The organism is Sorangium sp. So ce448 (assembly GCF_051520915.1).
Taxonomy (GTDB): domain Bacteria; phylum Myxococcota_A; class Polyangia; order Polyangiales; family Polyangiaceae; genus Sorangium; species Sorangium cellulosum_B.
This window is the reverse complement of the sequence record NZ_CP150343.1, coordinates 8,116,651-8,135,735: the sequence shown is the minus strand read 5'-3', so window position 1 is coordinate 8,135,735 and position 19,085 is coordinate 8,116,651. Positions and strand designations below refer to the sequence as shown.

At 71.5% G+C, this 19,085-nt stretch carries 12 protein-coding genes; 1 reads left to right on the top strand and 11 read right to left on the bottom strand.

The features are described from left to right. Window positions 1-66: 66 nt before the first annotated feature. The 5 genes from WMF45_RS30600 to WMF45_RS30580 form a co-directional block, all read right to left on the bottom strand. Complete coding sequence (locus tag WMF45_RS30600) at window positions 67-618, bottom strand: hypothetical protein (protein WP_437708522.1); 552 nt, start codon at window positions 616-618, stop codon at window positions 67-69. 58 nt (window positions 619-676) lie between these two features. Beyond that, entirely contained in the window at window positions 677-1,753 is a 1,077-nt protein-coding gene (locus WMF45_RS30595) for a hypothetical protein (protein ID WP_437708520.1), read from the bottom strand. Further along, window positions 1,750-3,327 carry a FecR domain-containing protein gene (locus WMF45_RS30590; RefSeq protein ID WP_437708518.1) on the bottom strand — a complete coding sequence of 526 codons (1,578 nt, stop codon included), beginning with the start codon at window positions 3,325-3,327 and terminating at the stop codon, window positions 1,750-1,752. The genes WMF45_RS30595 and WMF45_RS30590 overlap by 4 nt, the downstream gene beginning before the upstream one ends. Next, complete coding sequence (locus tag WMF45_RS30585; RefSeq protein ID WP_437708516.1) at window positions 3,303-3,950, bottom strand: RNA polymerase sigma factor; 648 nt, start codon at window positions 3,948-3,950, stop codon at window positions 3,303-3,305. Before WMF45_RS30585 ends, WMF45_RS30590 begins: the two co-directional genes overlap by 25 nt. 181 nt (window positions 3,951-4,131) lie before the next feature. Further along, window positions 4,132-5,379, bottom strand: a complete 1,248-nt coding sequence (locus WMF45_RS30580; protein WP_437708514.1) for a patatin-like phospholipase family protein — start codon at window positions 5,377-5,379, stop codon at window positions 4,132-4,134. A gap of 657 nt (window positions 5,380-6,036) precedes the next feature. Between WMF45_RS30580 and WMF45_RS30575 the strand changes: the two genes are divergently transcribed. Beyond that, window positions 6,037-8,274: a DUF3160 domain-containing protein gene (locus tag WMF45_RS30575; RefSeq protein ID WP_437708512.1), complete on the top strand. Its 2,238-nt coding sequence runs from the start codon at window positions 6,037-6,039 to the stop codon at window positions 8,272-8,274. Window positions 8,275-8,465: 191 nt separating this feature from the next. Here the strand turns inward: WMF45_RS30575 and WMF45_RS30570 are convergent, their stop codons facing one another. From WMF45_RS30570 to WMF45_RS30545, 6 genes are all read right to left on the bottom strand, one after another. Then, window positions 8,466-8,822: a hypothetical protein gene (locus WMF45_RS30570; RefSeq protein WP_437708510.1), complete on the bottom strand. Its 357-nt coding sequence runs from the start codon at window positions 8,820-8,822 to the stop codon at window positions 8,466-8,468. A gap of 174 nt (window positions 8,823-8,996) precedes the next feature. Beyond that, window positions 8,997-9,863 (bottom strand): hypothetical protein, encoded by an 867-nt coding sequence (locus WMF45_RS30565; RefSeq protein ID WP_437708508.1) that lies wholly within the window; start codon window positions 9,861-9,863, stop codon window positions 8,997-8,999. 210 nt (window positions 9,864-10,073) lie between these two features. Further along, window positions 10,074-10,958 carry a hypothetical protein gene (locus WMF45_RS30560; protein ID WP_437708506.1) on the bottom strand — a complete coding sequence of 295 codons (885 nt, stop codon included), beginning with the start codon at window positions 10,956-10,958 and terminating at the stop codon, window positions 10,074-10,076. Continuing rightward, window positions 10,955-11,587 (bottom strand): RNA polymerase sigma factor, encoded by a 633-nt coding sequence (locus tag WMF45_RS30555; protein WP_437708504.1) that lies wholly within the window; start codon window positions 11,585-11,587, stop codon window positions 10,955-10,957. The genes WMF45_RS30560 and WMF45_RS30555 overlap by 4 nt, the downstream gene beginning before the upstream one ends. A 40-nt stretch (window positions 11,588-11,627) precedes the next feature. Next, window positions 11,628-12,692: a hypothetical protein gene (locus tag WMF45_RS30550; RefSeq protein ID WP_437708503.1), complete on the bottom strand. Its 1,065-nt coding sequence runs from the start codon at window positions 12,690-12,692 to the stop codon at window positions 11,628-11,630. Window positions 12,693-12,988: 296 nt separating this feature from the next. Beyond that, window positions 12,989-19,042 (bottom strand): AAA family ATPase, encoded by a 6,054-nt coding sequence (locus WMF45_RS30545; protein ID WP_437708501.1) that lies wholly within the window; start codon window positions 19,040-19,042, stop codon window positions 12,989-12,991. Between the last annotated feature and the right edge of the window lie 43 nt (window positions 19,043-19,085).

The following is a 19,085-nucleotide window of genomic DNA, read 5'->3' as shown; positions in this document are numbered from 1 at the left end:
TGCCGCGCGGGCGCGCTGTGCTGTTTCTGCCGGAGCCCGGCGGCCAGCCGTCGTGCGACCGTGGAGCTATGTGCCGCAGCGCTGGACCGTGTGATCGCCGTCGACCGGCCAATTCTCGTCGCCCGCGCCGCGCACCTTCACGAACAGCGAGGTCTCGTCGCTGCTGACGATCTCGAGCGTGCCCTGATGGCCGGGGCCCACGCCGCTCCCTCCACCGCAATCGGAGAGGATCACAGATTTGGAAAAGAAGATGGTGTTGAGATTGATGAGGCCTGGCTTGTTGAGCTCGGGCGGAATCGTGAGGATGAATTGCCAGATCCCTGCCTTGTCACAGTTGACGCCGATCTCGAGATCGATCACGGGCTGGGCGCATTGCTCGACAGCGTTGCTGAAGTACAGGACGAGCCCGTCCGGGGTCTCCTGCGCGATGGCGTGGACGCCCGAGGCGCCGTCGTCCGTGACGTCCACCTCCTCGTCGTCCACCTCCTCGCCGTCGTCGGGCACCATGGGGGCCGGGGAGCTCCCCCAACCCCCATTTTGAATGGGATTGAAGACGATCTCCTCACATCCGCTGTTCATCACCGCCATCGCTCCGAGGACCATCATCCATCGTTTCATTCGAACGACCTCCAGGCCAGGCTCCAGAGGTGAAGTCCTTCCGGCGCGTGACGGCGGCTCATAAAAACAGATCGATCTCGATGCCGGCTGAAGAGAGGATGAACGGTCTGCCCCAGGTAGCTGTCTCCTGCTCGACGAACCGGACGGAGACACCCTCGATGAGCACGCTGGCGAGGGCGTCGGCGCGCAGCCGGAACGTGGGGGTCAGGGCGAAGGAGAGGCCGACGCCCGCGAAGGGGCTGGCGGTCACCGCGGCGGATGCGCTCGAGCGGAAGCCTTTGCTGGCCACCCCCGTGCTCCAGAGCAACACGGCCGAGAAGCCGAGATCCGCCGAGGCCGCCCACGGGCTGTCGCGCGGGGCCAGCTGGAATCGCGCGCCCCCGCTGGCGAGCAGGACGGAGAGCTCGGCGGTGCCTTGCGATCGCTCGATCTGGTGGGAGCTCACCGGAATCGCGGCGAACGCGATCGCGCCGACGTTCTCGCTCGGCAGCCAGGAGAGGCCGACGTCGATGCTGACCGCCGCGCCGAAGCCGCCTGGGCTCAGCAGCACACCGGGAGCGAGCGAGAGGCGGAGCGCCGGCGATGGACTCTGGGCCGGCGCGGGCAGCGTCTCCGGCGCGCGGACCCGCAGCTTGTCGCGGATCTCGGGCGTCGCGGGCACCTCTCCGGGCGGGGGCGCGGGCAGGCCGGCCTCGAGGAGGCTGGCGCGCAGGAGCTCGACGGCGCGGAGCGCGAGCGCCGCGTCGCGGTCGGGCGCGTCGCCGTCGTCCGCCATCTCGCGGAGGACGGTCTTGCCGGTCACCCGGTCGGCGATCCAGATCTCGACGCCGCGCTCGGAGGGGACGGCGCGGATCGCGGCGATGGCGCCCACCTCGCGCGCCGAGGCCTCGAGGGACGCGCGCGACGCCGGCTCGGCCGCGGGGTCGAGCCGCTCCGCCCGGAAGCCCAGCGACTCGAGCTCGGCCACGATCCGCAGGCCGAAGCGATCGCCCGGGGCGCAGAGGACAGCGATGGTCGACGGGGCTTCGGTCCGGGTCTCGCCGGCGCGCGCGCCCTCCGCGAGCGCGGCCCCTGCCGCGAGCGTGGCCCCGGCGAGGAAGGCGATGAAGAGGAGCGTCGCGGCGCGGCGTCTCACGGCGAGGGAGGCTCGGCGGCAGGGCCCGGCTCGCCGGGCGAGCCTCCGGAGGGGACGGGCCTGGCAGGAGAGCCTCCGGGGGGGACCGCCTTCGATCCGCGCGCGAGCACGTGCTTCGCGTACCCCGCGTGCGAGCCGCTCGGATGAGCGGCGAGGTACTGCTCGGCCGCCCTCCGGGCGCCCGCCTCGTCGCCCCGCCTGTCCTCGGCCTCGACGAGGCGCCCCGCGGCATCGGCGGCGAACGCGCCAGCCGGCTGCTCGCGCAGGTACCGGGCGAACCAGCGCGCGGCGGCCGCGTGGTCCTTGCTCTGGTCCTGGGCGATCCTCCCCAGCATGAACGCCGCCGACCCGGCCTCGGGCGAGCTGGGGAACCGGGCGCGGAGGGAGGTGAAGGCCTGGACGGCGCGCGCCGGGCTCCCGCCGAGCCGGGCCGCGTCGCCGAGCGCGTGCAGATCGCTCGCGCCCGCGGCGTCGCAGAGCGCGTCGAAGCCGTCGCTCTCCGCGGCGGCCAGGGCGTCCCTGTACCTGGCCTCGAGGGCCAGGGCGCGCCACGACGGCGTCTCTCCGTGCGCGGGCAGGGGAGCGACCGGACCCTCGCCGCCAGCTCGCCCTTGCTGCGAGGCCGTCCCGGCGTCAGGGGCGCGGGCGGCCGCCGGCGGCCCGCTCGTCGAGGGCGCAGCCGCACCTGGCGCGGCTGCGCTCGTGCTCGGGGCAGCTGCGCTCGGAGCGGCCGTGATCGAGGCACCTGGGCCGGGATCAGCTGCGGTCGGAGAAGCCGCGCCGGGATCGGCCGCGTTCAGGGCGCCCGCGAGAGGGGCGGTTGCTGTCGACGTGGGGCTCGAGGCGGCGTCGAGCGCGCCCACCTCGAGGGTGTTCGTCGCGGGCGAGATGGTGAGCCGCTCGCCGGCGCGGACGGCGCGCGATTCGCCCACGACCGGCCCGGAGACCGTGATCGCCCCCTCGCGCAGCGCGACAACGAGCTGCTCGGTCACCGGGTCCCATCGGGTCTCGAAGCGCGTCCCGATCACGCGGACCTGGAACGGCCCGACCCGCACCGTCCAGCGCGCGCCCTCGCGGTGGACGACCGAGAGATCGAGCGCGCCTCGCTCGAGGGAGAGCTCCGCGCCGTCTGCGTCCACCGAGGCGACGCGGGCGCGCCCCCCCGGCGCGAGGCGGAGCAGCGAGCCGTCGGAGAACCGGATCGGCAGCTCCGCCGTGGCCGGCGCGGCGATCCACGCGCCGACGACCCCTGGCTCGGCCGCCCCGAGCGCGAAGCGCATCGGAGCGCGGGGGCGCGCCACGAGCGCGACCACGAGCGCGGCGGCGAGCAGGGCCACCGCCGCCAGCGAGGCGGCGAGCCGCACAGCGAACGGCCTTCCAGGCCTCGTCCGCCGCCAGGAAGACTCACGGCGGGGCCGCTCTCCGCGCCCGGCCGTCTCCGGTTCGGGCACCGGCGCCGCCGCGAGCAGCCGCGCTCGCCCGCGCTCGCGGTCGAGCCGCGCCGCCGGCATCCGGTCCTGAAGCTCGGCCACGCGCCGCCCCAGGGTGGTCAGCGGGCGCTCGGATTGCCCCACCGGGTACCTCCGTCGAGCCACGCCTCGAGCGCGGGTTGCTTGCGGGCTTCGGCCTCGAAGCGGGCGCTGGCGCGGGCGAGCCGCCGCTTGATCGTCGCGAGCGAGGTGCCGCACGCCGCGGCGACCTCGGTGAGCTCCATGCCGTCGATGAACCGGAGCGCGAAGGCGATCCGCTCGTCCACCGGGAGCGCGTCGAGGACGGCGTAGGTCGCGCGCAACGCGTCCAGCACGTCGCCCGACGCCGCGCCGGACTCGACCTCGGGCAGCTCCTCGCTCGGCAGGAACCAGAGCCAGCTGCGCCGCTTCCTGCGGGTGATCGACGTGCGCGCCACGTGCACCGCGATCATCGTGAGCCAGCCCTTGAGGGCGCTCGGGTCCTCGAGGCCCGGCAGCGAGCCGAGCGCGCGGACGAAGACGTCGTGGTGCAGGTCGGCCAGGTCGTGGCTGAAGCCGAGGAGCCGGTAGAGCACCCGGTGGACGTGATCCGCGAACCGGTCGTAGAGGGCGGCGCGCGCCCCGGGGTCGCCCCGCCGGAACGCGTGCACGAGGGCCGCGTCGTCGCCCGCGAAGCCCTGCTTCGGGGTGGGCGGCGGCGGTCGGACGAGCTTCAACGGGCGGGTCAAGCGAGGTTCCTCTGCTGAAGTCCCCCGAGGGGAGGCCCACGGCTCACGGGGTCGCACGATTTTCCCCGGAGGCCCGATGAGCGACGCAGAGGCCGCTGAGCTCCACGAAGGGCCGTTCCTGCAGCGACGGGCCGAGCCTTCAGACGATCGTTGCGGTGCGAGCGGCCCAGGCGGCGAACGCTTACGTGCTCGTCGCCGGTCGGTTCCTGTTGCTCGCGTACTTCTGGCACAGCACACCCCAGAGCTCTTCCTCTGTCGGGTGGTCTGAGATGAGCTCCTCGGCGTCTTGAATGCCTGCCTGCATCGCAGCGCTGATGAACTCGGGCTCGAACAGGATGTAGCTCAGCACATCGGGACGGCTGTACGGGCTCATGGCGGTTAGCTGGTAGAGAAGGCTGAGATCGATGTGATTCAACATTCGCGTGCCACGAAGGAGATCTTCCAGGACTCTTGCTGCCACGGAGCCGACGTCGTCTTGCCCTGCTGGACACCCGACGATGAGTGGGATTCTCTCCTTTGTCGGATTATCCTCATTCTGTTCGGCCAGCACGCGAACCTCCTCGACCATGCGATCGGACGTTATCATGCGCATGAGCTGCAGGACGTGATCTTGCATCGTCGGTACCCGGCGGATGTTCATAGCTGCGGATGCGCCATACCACCGGGAATCTGTCGAGATCACGACGAGGCCCTTGGCGCCGAACGCTAGCGCGGGCGCCAGCGGTGCGTTGAGGCGCAACCCACCGTCGAGGTAGAAGGGGCCGTGATCCTGCGCGCCGATCCGGGTCGGACGGAACAGTACCGGGATCGAGGCCGACGCCAGCACATGCTCCGCCGACAGCAGGGTCTTGACGTAGTCGATGGCTCGCGCCTCGTCGTTTCTTATCGTCGTAGTTTGGTGTGATTGGTAAAATATCTTGGTTCGACCCGAGTTGCTCTCGGTGGTGGCGACCGCGAGCGTCTTGATTGTTCCGTTATTGATGTTGCTGTTGATGGCGTTCCAATCGATCAGGGTGGGACTCTTGAGGCTGGCTAGCAGGGGCCGCGTGTCGAGCAGGCTCATGGGGCTGCGGCTAACGATGCCGAGCAAGCCGGCGATGTATTGTGCACCCGCGCGCAGCAAGGAGAGCCAGACGGGACCCAAGACCATCTCTTTGTGGATACGTTGCCAGCGTTCCACGAGCTCGCGGCTAGCGTCCTCCGCGGACATGTGGGCCAGCGACGCGAGCAGGGCTGCGTTGATGGAGCCAGCGCTGGTGCCGACGATGATCGTAGGTCGCCTCTTCGAGAGCTTGGGCAGCAGCCTGGAAGCGAAGCCGGCCTCGTATGCGCCGCGGGCGCCAGCGCCGGTCAACACCAGGGCGACCGGATCTTCAGGCAGGATGTCGCAGGCCCTCGCAAATCGGGCCCTATCGTCGTGGTCTGACATGATGTTCTCCCTCCCCCTTTAGCATTCTATGCAATCGCTCTACGCCGAGCGGCAACCAGAGCGCTGCGCGCCTTTGCGCCGCGGCGTGCGATAATGAAGTTGTACCACGGCGTAGGTGGTTGCGGGAGCCAGGCTGCGATTCCGTCGCGTCCTCACCTCTGGTCCGTGTCGGGCAGGTTTTCTTGGCGAGATGCACGCGGGCTGGCCCATAGGAGTTTGATGTGAGGTACGGAGGGAACGCGGTCCCTTCGATGCGTGGATAAGCTGGTAATTGGAAGGCATTCGAATACGGAGATCTGAGGCGAGTCCTCCAGCCTTGCCCTCATCGCCATCTCCTGCGCTCTGCTGGTCAGACTTTCGGTCTAAGGAATCGGCACCTTCCCTGACATGTTGACCTCGTCCCCGGAGTGCAAATGGAGCTCCTCGTGCAGGGGTGCGGGCTGATCGCGATTCTCGATATCGTGGCCTTCGCCGTCGCGGCGCTCGCGCCGCTGCCCCTGCGGACCGCGGCGGTCACGCTCCAGCGCTAGTAGCCGGCCCGGGGATCGGCGACTGCGAGAGCTCAGCCCCCGTATCCGGCGCCCACGGCACCCTCTTTGCTTGTGGAGTGGAGCCGTCGCGCCCCGGCCGAGGGGCACGCTTTGAAAGGGGAGCACGATGCGCAACCTGCTTCTTCGCCTTCACGTCGTCCCGATCCTCGTCGCCCTCGCCGCCGGCTGTTCGGGCGAGGGGAGCCAGCCCCCGCCCGGCGCCGACGGCACCCAGCTGCCCTCCACGGAGCTCGGGCCCGAGCAGCAGGCGGAGCTCACCGCGTTGCTCGCCGAGCGGGATGCCTCGGCGAGCATGAGCGCCGCGGATTTCGCCTCGCGGTACCCCGTCCCCTTCGCGTCGGGCCTGTCCTATGCGCCGGCGGACGCCGCGGGCCTCTCGCTCCTCCAGGGCACAGCGCTCGCCCTCGACGAGGACGAGCTCGCGAAGCTCTCCGCGAACGGCTTCGTCATCTCGAGCAAGAAGTCCTTCCCGACCTTCGTCTACGGCTACGAGAGCATCTACTCGCTCGACCTGCCGCTCTATGTGTCCGCGGACTCGGTCCTTTTCGCGGTCCACCGCTCGTACGACGCGATCCTGAAGGCGGTGGAGCTGGCCTCGCTCGCGCCCGAGCTCGGGACGATGCTGAAGCAGATGCGCGCGCGGCTCGCCTCGGGCGCCGGAGCGGAGCTCGGCGCGGAGGCGCGCGCGGACGCGGATCTCTTCACGGCCGTCGCGCTCGCGCTGCTCGACGGCGCGCCGGTCGCCCCCGTCGCGGGCGCCAGCGCCGCGGCGATCGACGAGCTCGTCGCGGGCGCGGAGGCCCACGACGGCATGGGGGAGGTCCGCCTCTTCGGCACGGACCGGCTCATGGACTTCTCGCAGTTCGAGCCCCGGGGCCACTACCTCGACGAGGAGCGCCCCGAGCTCGCGCGCTACTTCCGCAGCATGATGTGGCTCGGCCGCGTGGATTTCCGCTTCCTCGAGACCCAGCAGGACGGCACCCAGCGCTTCCAGCGGCGGCACCTCGAGGGCGCGTACGTGCTGCGCGCCCTGGCCGACGCGGAGACGGTCGCCCGCTACAAGCGCATCGACGACGCGATCCAGGCCTTCGTCGGCGAGAGCGACACCATGACCCTGCCGGAGCTCGACGACCTGCTCGCCGACCTCGGCCTCAGCGACGCCGCCGGCCTCGCCGGCGTCCCGGACGCGCGGATCGCCGAGGTCATCGTGAAGGAGGGCCACGGCACGCAGCGGATCTCGAGCCACATCATGATCAACGGGCTCGGCAAGGGCACGATGCCCCTCTCGTCGAGCTTCGCGCTGCTCGGCCAGCGGTACGTCGTCGACTCGCACGTCTTCTCGAACGTGGTCTTCGACCGGGTGAAGGGCGGCGCCGTCAAGCGCATGATGCCGGACCCGCTCGACGTGGGCTTCGCCGCGCTCGGCAACGATCAGGCGGGCCAGCTGCTCGCGCCGGAGCTCGGGCGGTTCGACTACGCGTCCGACCTGCACATGATGCGCGTGCTGGTCGACGCGCACCCCGGGGATTTCTGGGGCAAGAACCTTTACAATCGTTGGCTCGGCGCGCTGCGGGAGCTGTCGCCGGCGCGGGCGATCGGCGACGGCGAGGGGCTGCCCGGCGTGGCGAAGACCGAGGCGTGGGGCCGGCGCCTGCTGAGCACCCAGCTCGCCTCGTGGGCCGAGCTCCGCCACGACACCCTGCTCTACGCCAAGCAGTCGTACACGGGCGGGGACACGTGCGAGTTCCCGGACGCGTACGTCGACCCGTACCCGGCGTTCTTCACGCGCATCGCCGAGCTGGCCGAGCACGGCGTCGAGATCGTCGGCGCGCTCGATCTGTCGAGCGCGCCGCAGCTCGGGCAGAGGGTGTCGGCGTACTTCTCGCAGCTCCACGACGTCGCGCGGACGCTCGGCGAGATGGCCGCGAACGAGCGCGCCGGCCTGCCCCTCACCCAGGAGCACCTCGATTTCATCAACCAGGCCGTGAAGGTTCAGTCGGTAGGGTGCGGTGGACCCTATGTCGAGGGGTGGTACATGCAGCTCTTCTTCGACCAGATGAAGAGCCTGGAGCAGGATCCGACGATCGCCGACGTGCACACCCAGCCGACCGAGGGCGGCGTGCCGGTCGGCCGCGTGCTGCACGTGGGCACCGGCCTGCCGCGCCTCATGGTCGTGACGGCCGACCCCTGCGGCGGCGCGCCCCGCGCGTTCGTGGGGCTCGCCTCGTCGTACTTCGAGGCCGTCACAGAGGACTTCGAGCGGATGGACGACCGGCAGTGGGCCGGCACGGTCCTGAGAACGACCCCCGACGTGCCCTGGATGACGGACCTCGTCTCCCGCTGATTCCGCTGCTCCGGCGACGCAGCGCTCGGCGCTGGCCGTCCCGTGAATTCGTGCCGAACTGTGTCGACTTGCGCCGAACCGACGCTGCCGTGCGCCGGCGGGATCATGGTGCTCGATCGATCCCGTCAGCCGCCGGAACACACCGCTGTCGAGGCGCTCGGGACCGCGGCGACACGCACCGGGGCAGCGCGTCAGCGCGGCGTCCAGGTGCCGTTCGTCGCTTCGCAGAGCGGCTTGACGATATCCGCCGTGAGGAGCTCTGTTTCATAATGGTACGTCGTCATGGTCTCGCCGTCGCCGGTGAGGACGCAGGTGCCGAGCACGTCGCCGGTCGAGCATCGATCGACGAGCTCGGCCTCGAGGTTTGACCTGTCCGTGCACTCGCTCTCGTGCCTGTCCGGGTCGTCGGTCTCGAGCTCGGCGCAGCTACGGACCGTCACGCCGCCCGGGGTGCTGCCGGTGAACTCGCAGGCCACCCAGCGCGCGGCCGGAGCCTCCCCGCCACATCCCACGATGAGCACGAACACGACGATGAGAACGTTGCGCATGGCCAATCCTCCTTGATGAGCGCTCGAAGGAGCGCGAAACGATGACAATCACTGCTGTGTCCCCGAGCTCCTCCAGAGGTCGACCCAGGAGACACGACCGCGATGGCGGGCCACGACAGGCCCTGCCGGTTCGACTCCTCGCTGTTCGCGTGTGGCTTCAGCCCGTCTGTCGCTCTAGAACTTGCCAGAGACCGTGAGACCCATGTCGCCGCCGGGTCCTGAAGGCGCGACCTGCAGGCCGGCCCTGCGCAGGTCCCGCTGGTAGGACTGCGCTGGATGTTCGGGATCGAACATGGCGGCGAGCGACCACACGGAGGCGAGGAGACCGGACGTCAAGCTCAACATCCGCCTCTCTGCCGGCAGATCGCCGTCCCACGCGGGCGCGGTAGCGGCGATCCCGCCGAGCGCGACCGGGAGGTAGATGGCCCAGCTCGGGATCGCAGGCGCGGTGGCCAGGAGATCCCGCTCGATGCTCGCGATCTGCGCGCCTGACAGCCGCGCGCGCCATTCGGGCGTCGCCACCAGCGCATGGTCGGCGCGGAGGCGGGAAGCAGGAGTGTAGTCGGACAGCGCCAGGTTCAGCCCGGAGAGCAAGCCGGACACGTAATATCCCGACGACAGCGCGATCGGCGTCGCCCTCGCGAGGCCGCTGTCCGTGAAGAGCGCGAGCCCGAGCCAGAAGCTGCCTTGTGAGAGCTGCGCGGCGGCCCCCAGCGTGTCGCGCCGGTACGCCTCCGGCGCGGCGAGCGCGGCGATGCCTCCCGCGAGCAACGTCGCGGAGCCGGCGGTCCAGGCGAGGAAGCGAGGCTCGGCCGGGGCTACGGTCAGGCTCAAGGCGAGGCTCGCCCCGCCGATACCGCTGACGAGGACGGGCACCGCTTTCCCGGCGGAGTGCAGCCTGATCACGTCGTGGAGGTGCGTCGCGAGGAGCGCGGCGCGCTCGCGCCGCTGGACGATGTCTTCCCGACGCTCGGTCTCGTCCCACGCCGGGGCGACCGCCTCCTGCGCCGCGGCGCTCCCCGGCAGCGAGAGGCGCGCCATCGCCGCTCCCACCAGGACCGCCTTCCGCGCGTGGCGTTTGCTCCGTGACGACCAGACCATACGAGACCTCTCTGTTGAACTATCTTGCGCTGACAGCGCTCGAACCCTTCGACGAACCGGACACGACAGGCACGCTCTCCGGCGCCCTCGAAAGCACGTTTGCGCAGGCGGGCGAGCAGGCCGCGCGAGGCGCGCGTGCGCGCCGCTCGATCAAGGCTCCTTCGCCCAAGGCTCCTTCGCCGCGCCGAGGAGTGCGCGCACGCCCGAGGCATGCGCGCTCGTCGGGCGCGAGGCGAGGAAGCGCTGGCCCAGCTCGGCGGCGCGGGCCCGATCGCCGAGGCGGATCAGCGCCTCGACGCGGAGCACGGTGGCCTCCTCTCCCATCGCGCTCCGAGGAAACTTGCTGTCGTGGGCGTCGAGCGCCGCGAGGCACCCCGTCGCGTCGCCGGCGGCGAGCGCGTCGCGCGCGCGATCGATCATGGCGACCTGCTCGCCGAGCGCGTCGATGGCGGCCTGCTTGCCGAGCGCGTCGCTCGGCGCGCCGGGAGCGGATCCCGCGCGCGGCGCGGCGCTCTTCGGGCGCGGCGGGCTCGCGGCGGGCGCCGGGATCGGCGGGGCGCTCGCCTGGAGCGGCGGGGCGCTCGCCTGGAGCGGCGTTTGCGTCACGGGCCCGGAGGCAGCCGGCGCGGGCGCGACCGGCGCCGCGCTCGCCGCCGGCGGCTCGATGGCGGTGGGCGGCGTGAGCGTGGCCTGCGGCTCGCTCGACGTTCCCGCCGCGGAGGGAGGCGCCGACGGCCGGAGGAGCGCGACGCCCGCGCCGAGGAGGCCGACGCCGATCACCGCCCCGAGGCCCCACTTCGCGAGCGCCAGCAGCTTGCCGGCGCCCGCCTTCGGCGCGGGCGCGGCGGACGGAGCGGGCGCAGCGGTTGTCTGCCCTGCGGCCCCGCCCCCTGCGGCCCCGTCCGCGGCGAGCCCGGCGATGGCGAGCGCGCGCGCGCGCGCCGACGAGGACGGAGACTCCTGCTTCCACGAGCGGAGCAGCGCGCGCTCGAACTCGGTCGCCTCCTCGTCTCCAAGCGGCTTCGGATCGATCATCGCTCGCCTCCCCGGTGCGGCGCCCTCGCCTGGACGCGCCTCGCGATCGCGCGAAAGTCCTCTCGCGCGCGGCGGAGGCGGGAAGCGACGGTGCCCCTCGCGAGGCCGAGCATCGCGGCGATCTCCTCGGTCGGGACGCCCTCGAGCTCGAAGAGGACGAAGACGACGCGGAGGTCCTCCTCCATCGCGTCGAGCACGTCGTCGAGCAGCGCGCGCGCCTGCTTCATCTCGATGAGCTGCTCCGGGTTCGGCGCGTCGTCGGCCGCGGCCGCCATCGCGCCGTCGTCGCAGAGCTCGCGCCGCCGCGCGCCGGCGCGGCGCGCGTTCGCCGCGACCCCCAGCGCCGTCCCGAAGAGGAAGGAGCGCTCGCGATCGGGCGCGATCTCGGCGAGCTTCTGGTAGGCGATCAGGAAGACGTGCTGCGCGGCGTCGTCGGCCGAGCCGGCGGGCACGCCGAGCCCGCGCAACGAGCGCCAGATGAAGTCGAAATGCGCATCGACCAGCGCGCGGTAGCGCTCCGCGGAGGGCGACGGCGCGCGCTGCACGGCGCGCTCCGCGGGCGCCGTCCTGGCCGCGTCGCGCACCACCTCTGCGCGCGCAGGGGGTCGGGATCGAGTCGCGCTGATCATCGTCTCCTGCCGCTGCTATGTTCGGAGGCGAGCGCCGGGATCACGGAATCGTCAACCCGAGCCCGAGCGCCGCGACGCTCTCGATCGGCGGCGGGCGGGCGCCGGCGTCGGCGCCGTCGGGGAAGAAGCCGTCGCGCAGCAGCGGCAGGCGTACCCCGGCGTCGGCGTCGAGCACGAACGGGCCCCAGAGCGGCAGCCGCGCGCGCACCGGCAGGCCGAGCGCCAGCCATCCGTGCGTCACGCTGCGCGCGGGGGTGATGCCTCGGCGGCTCGCCGAGACGAGGCCGCCCTCGACGCGCGCGCAGGGGGAAAGGCGCAGGACGCCGAGCGATGCGCCGAGCGGGCACGCGTCGACTGCGAGGGCCGCGCGCAGAAACGATGCAGAGCCACCCGTCACGGGGACGTCGGAGGACACCTCGAGGTCCGCGTCGAAGCGCGCCGGGCCGACGCCGCGGGTCGTGATGGCGAGGGGAGGCTCCGCGGAGATGCGCGCGCCGAAGGAGGGGAGGCCGATCATCTGGCCGACGAGGAGCTGCGCGCCGAGCACCAGGTGCGTCGTGGCGTCGGGCTCCGGCGCCGGCGGCCGCGCCGGCGCGTCACCGGCCCGCGGGGCGCCAGCGGGCGGGGCGCTGGCGGGCGGGGCGCTGGCGGGCGGCGCACCGACCGGCGGGGGTGGCGCGGCGACGGCGCTCGGGGACGTGGAAACCGCGGGTGTGGCGGCCGTTACGGGGGCGTCTCCGGCCTGGGTATCGACGGCGAGCGCGGTCACGACCGCGAGCGCGGCGACGACATCGTCGCAGGTATCCCCCGCGACATCGCGGTCGGACGCCGTCCCGTCCGCCGCGCGGACGCCGAGGCGCCCGATGAAGCGGCGATCGCGCTGCTCGATGATCACGACGTACGCGCTCGCTGCGTCCGTCTCCGCGATGTTCCGCCGGAGGCGCGCGCCGACGCGCGCACGAAACTCCGCCTCTGCCGGGCATCCAGCCTCCGCGCGGTACTCGATACGCAAGGGCGCCGCGGTCGGCTGGGCGTGCGCGACCGCGCTGCCGCCGAGCGCCGCGGAGATCACGAAGAGCGGCGCTGCCGAGGAGCGTGACCTCACCGTGGGGCCAATGTGGCGTCCCAGAGCCCGGAGCGCCACTCCACATCGTCGCGCTCGCTCTCCCCGGAATCGTCGGCGCTGCGCCCCCTGGCCGCCCCACCTCCCACGCGACGAGGGGAGAACCCGGGGGACGCGGAGCTAGAACAGCGATCCGCTTGGAAACGCGAGAAATGAGACGCCAGGACGCCAGAAGACGCCAGAAGACGCCAAAAAAACAATAAATCTTGGCGTCTCTTGGCGTCTTCTGGCGTCCCAACTTCTCGCTGCTTGCGTGCGGCTTCAACCCGCTTGTCGCTCTAGGCCTGTGGGAGCAGGTCCCCTCGGCCGTCCGCCGCCGTCTCCGACTCCGCCTCGGCCGGGTGCAAAGGCAGCTCGACGACGAACGCGGCGCCGGCGCCTGGCTTGCTCTCGACGCGGATGGTGCCGCCGTGGGAGGTGACGATCCACCGCACGATGTAGAGGCCGAGTCCCAAACCACCGAAGTTGCGGACGGAGACGGCGCGCTCGAAGCGCTCGAAGATCCTGGCCTGATCGGCCTCGGCGATGCCCATGCCGTGATCGCGGACGACGAGCCGCGCGCGGCCTTCCAGGCCGCGCACGACGACGTGAATGGGCGCCCCCGCGCCGTACTTGAGCGCGTTCGACAGCAGGTTGATGAGGACCTGCTCCACGCGCGTCGCATCCCAGCTGCCCACCACGGGGCCTTCCAGGTCGAGCTCGGTGCGGCAGCGGGCGTCGTCGAGCTGCTGGTGCATCCGCTCGACGACCTCGCGCGTCAGGGCGGCCAGGTCGACGGGCGCGCGCGTGAGGGTGAGCCGGCCGGCGTTGAGGCGGGTGACGTCGAGCAGCTCGTTGATCAGGTGGGCAAGGCGCCCGATCTGGCGGCTCAGGACCTGGATAGCGGCGTCGATGCGCTCGGGAGCGACCTCGGCGCGCTGCAAGCGAGGCAGGAGCCGGGCGAGGAGGTGAGCCTGCATCTTGAGCGACGTGAGCGGGGTCTTGAGCTCGTGGGATGCGACGAGGAGGAACTCGTCGCGGCGCTCGATCGCCTGCTGGGCCTCGGCGAACAGGCGGCTGTTGTCGAGGGCGAGCGCGGCGCGGCTCGCCAGCTCCTGGGCCAGCCACAGGTCCGCGGGGCGGTAATGGCGTCGCGGCGCGGCCGCCAGCAGGGTCATGACGCCGAAGCGCCGGTCGCGCGCGACGAGCGGGACGCGGAGGAAGGAGTGAACGCCGAGCGGCTCGAGGAGCGGCGCGGCGCGGACGTCACCCACCTCGGGGCGCTCCGGCGAGGTCGCTGCGAGGGGCCGCAGCGCGTCCATCACCGCGTCTGCCAGCTCGGCCGGCACGCCCGCGGTGACCGCGGTGACCGTCCGCCCCGGAGCGTCCTGGGCGAGGTCCACGTCGATGACGCACCGGTCGGCGAGCTCGGGCACGGCGAGCTGCGCGACGCTCTCGAGGGTGGCGCCGTAGCCGAGGGCCATGAGCTTGCGGCTCGCGTCGGCCAGGAAGCGCTCGGCGAGCTCGGCGCGCTTGCGCTCGGTGATGTCGGTGGAGATGCCGCACAGCACGCCGGGCATGACGTCATCCCCGAGAGGGAACTTGAGCGACAGGTAGGTGTGCGGCCCGTCCTCCATCATCAGCTCTTCCTCGAACTCGAGCGGCTCGCCCGAGTCGAGCACCCGCCGGTCGTTGTCCGCGATGATCTCGAGGTTCGTGGAAGGGAAGAGCTCGGTGCTCGTCTTGCCGATGATCTGCTCGGTCGGCATGCCCAGGAGGCGGCCCACCTCGCGGTTGACGAGCAGGTGCCGGCCGTCGCGATCCTTGAGGTAGATGGTCGCAGCGGAGTTGTCGACGATGGCCTGAAGCGTGGCCTGGCTTCCGCGGAGCTCGCGCTCCGCCCGGCGCCGCTCGGCGTTCTCCTGCTCGATATCGGTGTAGAGCATGGCGTTCTCGAGCGAGATGGCCGACTGCGACGCGAGCAGCTCGAGCACGGTGAGCCGCCCCGGGGTGAACGCGCCGGCCACCAGCTTGTTCTCCAGGTAGAGCACGCCGAGCAGCCGCGCCTGGCGCACGATCGGGAGGCACAGCACCGATCTCGGCCGCTTCCGGGTGAAATACGCGTCCTCCGAGAACGGGTGTCTGGCGGAGGCGTCGTCGAGCAGCACGCGCTCGTGGCTCCGGCGAACGTAGTTGAGGATCGACTGCGGCAGCGCGTCGGCCGCGGCCTCGCCCGCGTCGAGCAGCCGCGTAACGCCTCCGGACGCGGCGATCGCCGCCGCCGTCGACAGGCGATCTTCCCGGAGCAGGAGCACGTACCCCTCTCCGGCGCCCGCGTGCTCGACCACGATGCGCAGGAGCATCTCGAGCAGGCGCGGGAGCTTGAGCTCACCGGAGATGCTCTGAGAGGCCTTGACGACGGAGAGGACGTCGAACTGCTCGGCGCGCACGGCGAAGGTGACCGTGGGGGCGATCGGCTTTCGCTCGACGAGGAAGGGATACCGCTGGTCGAGCTGATCGACCTTGGCGTGGGCGCCCCAGCGGAAGTAGGCGGCGCGGGCCTTCTGCAGGTAAGCGTCGGCGGGCGTGGACAGGCCGCGATCGCGGTAGAGCCGGGCGGCGAGCTCGCAGGCGATGGCCTCGTGCTGGACGAAGCCGCCCTCGCGCGCCGAGGAGATGGCCTGTTCGTAGAGCCCGATGGCGTCCAGATCCTGCCCGCGGAGCCGGGCGATCTCGGCGCGGACCAGGGCGTGTTTGTGGAGGAAGTTGTCGGGGCCGCTCGCGGCCCACTCGCCGAGCTGCCGCTCGCAGTCGAGCAGCCCGTCCGGGAGCTCCGGCCGGGGTGACGGCGCCGCGGCGCGGTCCTCGTCGTCGTCGACGAGCGCGGCCAGGGCGAGCGCGCGATAATAGAAGCACTCGGCGTACAGCGCGTTCGTGTCCATCTTCCAGTCGTAATCGACGACCACATGGGCCGTCGCCGCGACCGTCTCCCGGGGCGCGCCGAGGACGAACGTCGACTGCGCCTTCATGCTGAAGTGGAAGCATGAAGGGACGACCCCGCCCTCCCGGCCGAGCCGTGCCTCGAAGGCCGCCTGATCCAGCGCGGCGCCGTCGAGCATCGCGTAATGGACCGGCCGCCCGCGCAACGTCTGGATGAGGTGCCGTGCGCCGAGGAGGACGTCATGGACGAACGCGTAACCGGCCTTGCGCACGAAGCCGAGGCGGTCTTCGGTCAGGTGGAGGGCGTCCTCCAGCGGCTCGCCGGAGAGCAGCGGGAACATCGCGGCCCAGATGCAGTTGTAACATGCGTTGTTCCAGTCGCCGCCCTCCAGCGCGGCGTTGAAGCCGCGGCGCGCATAGAGGGCGGTCTCCCGGTAGTGGCGCGTCCAGAACACGACCTGCTGCCCGAACAGGGTGAACACCGCGCCCTTCGTGGCGAGGGCGTGGCCCCTGTCCGCGAGGTCGTAACCTAGCTTCCCGAACAGGTACGCCTCGCGATAACGCCCGAACAGCGGACCGAACATCCGCGCGAAGGCGGTGTACGCCTGGGCGGAGCTCCCGGCGTTGCCGTGGCGCAGGCTGAGCTTGACCATCCGCACGAGGAGCAGATAGTGCAGCTTCAGATCCACGAAATAGGCAGGGATCATCACGCCGAGCAGGATGCGCATCGCGACCTTGATCTCGGGGTGATCCATGGGCGGCAGGTCGACCAGCGCCTCGATCTGCCGGTCGCCCAGCGCCTGCCAGACGCCCTCGGTCTCTTCCTTGACCTGCGCGTCGGTGACGGGGAGAGACAGCTCGATGTCCCAGGCGCGGAGGCACGAGAGCCCGAGCTCGACGGCGCGGGCGCACTGACCGCGGGTGACGCTCTGCGCGACGGCGAGCTCGACGACCGCGGCGCGCTCGATCTTGGTCCTCGCGCGCTCCATGAGCTCGTCGAGGAGCCGCTCGGCCTCGTCGAAGCTGCCCGTGGCGTAGGCGGCGTGCGCGCGCTCGATGCTCAGCTCGTAGGTCAGATCGTACCGAGTCTCCCAGCGCTCGCGTGGATCTTGCGCGAGGAGGGCCATGCCCGCGGCGAAGAGGGCGTCGGCGGACTGGTAGGCGGCGGCGGCCTTGGCCTTCCTGCCGGCGCGGAGGTTGAGGGCGGCGAGCTCGTCGCGCTCGGCCTGGGAACGGAGGACCGCGGCGCCGCGGTTGAGGTGGCCGACGACATCGAAGAGCGTCTCATCGGGCTCCTCCGCGCGCCGTGCCTTCAAGAGCAGCCGGCCGATCCGGAGGTGCATCTCGGCGAGCTGTCCAGGCGGGATGAGCGAAGTTGCGGCCTGCTGCACCCGGTCGTGGAGGAAGCGATAGGTGCTGTCCCGGCGGAGCAGCAGCCCCTCCCGGACGGCCTCCTCGAGCGCCGCGCGGAGCTCCTCCGCCGGCCTTCGCGCGACGATCGCGAGGGTGTCGAGGTCCACGCTGCCGCCGAGGCAGGCGGCGAGCTTGAGGGCGTCGCGCGTCGGGACCGAGAGCCGCTCCAGCTTGCCGGCCATCAGCTCGACGACGTTGTCGGTGAAGCCCTTGTCGCGGATGGCGGCGATGTCCCACCGCCATGCGCCCTCATCCGCATCAAAGGTGATGAGCCCCTCGTCGTGCAGGGTGATGAGGAACTGGAGCACGAAGAAGGGGTTGCCGCCGGTCTTCTCGTGGACGAGCTGCGAGAGCGGCTCGACCTCTGCTTCGGCCGCGTGGACCGTCTCGGCGACGAGCGCCCCGACGTGGGCGGCGGAGAGCGGCTCGAGGACGATGTCGCCGACGGTCGCGCCGCGCTTCTGCACCTCGGCGAGCGTGAGCCGGAGCGGGTGCGCGGGGCCGACCTCGTTGTCGCGATAAGCGCCGATGAGCAGGAGGTGCGCGTCGCCGGCGAGGGTGGCGAGCTGCTCGAGGAGCAGGAGGCTACCGGGGTCGGCCCATTGCAAGTCGTCGAGGAAGAGGGCGACGGGGTGCTCCTTCGGTGCGCAGGCGGCGACGAAGCGCTGGAGCGCGGCGAGTAACCGGCTCTGGGCCTCGGCGGGCGGGAGCTCGGGCACGGGCGGCTGCGGGCCGAGGAGCAGGGCGAGCTCGGGGAGCATGTCGGTGAGCAGCGCGCCGCTCGCGCCGAGGGCCTCGCGGAGGCGCTCTCGCCAGCGCTCGAGCTGCTGCTCGCTGGCGCCGAGGATCTCCTGCATGAGGCCCCGGAAGGCCTGAAGGAAGGCGCGGTAGGGGACGTCGCGCTTGAGCTGATCGAACTTGCCGGAGAGGAAGGAGCCGCGCTCGCGCACGACGGGCCCGTGCAGCTCGGCGACGAGCGAGGACTTGCCGATCCCCGAATAGCCCGAGACGAGGAGGAGCTCTGGCCGGCCGTTCGCGACGACGCGCTCGAACGCGGCGCGCAGGGCCTCGATCTCGCGCTCGCGGCCATAGAGCCGCTGCGGGACCTGGAACCGATCGGAGACGTCGCGTAGTCCGAGCGGGAAGGCCTCGATGGCGCCGCGCCGGCGCAGCTGGGAAAAGCACGTGTCGAGGTCGTGGCGCAGGCCGAGGGCGCTCTGGTAACGCTCCTCGGCGGCCTTGGAGAGCAGCTTGAGGACGACGGCGGAGAGCTGGGGTGGAATCGAGGGGATGAGCGTGTGGGGCGGCCGCGGCGCCTGGGCGATGTGGCAATAGACCCACGCGACGGGGTCGCTGGCGTGAAAGGGCAGGGTGCCAGTCAGCAACTCGTAGAAGGTGACGCCGAGGGAGTACAGGTCGGTCCGCTCGTCGACCCAGCGGTTCATGCGGCCGGTCTGCTCCGGCGCCATGTAGGCGAGCGTGCCCTCGATGAGCCCGTCGTGCGCGAGCTCCTGGGCCTCGCGTGGCGAGAGGGAGGCGATGCCGAGATCGGTGATCTTCACCTCGCCGGTGTCGGGGTTGCAGAGCAGGTTCTGAGGCTTGATGTCCTTGTGGATGACGTGGTGTCGGTGGAGCTCGGCGAGCGCGGCGGCGAGGCGGACGGCGAGGGGGAAGAAGCGCTCGATCGACATCGGGCGCATCGGCCCGTCGTCATCGAGCAACCGGTCGAGCGAGCGGCCGCCGAAGTCCTCGAGGACCAGGGTCATCTGGTCGCGGAACGGCTCGATGCCGTAGGCCCGGACGACGACGGGCGACGTCAGTGCCCTGGCGACCTCGAGCTCGTGCTGGAGCCTGCCGAGGGCGCGGGGACTCGCGTGGTCGCGCCGCAGGACCTTGAGCACCACCGGCCGGCCATCCTCCTCGCGCCGCGCGCGGTAGAGGATCGTGTCCGCACCCTGGTGCAGCACCCCCAGCACGCGGTAACGTGGACTATCGAGCATAGGAGGATCTTTGAAAGCCGGGGCGCCGGCGGCGTGTTGCCCT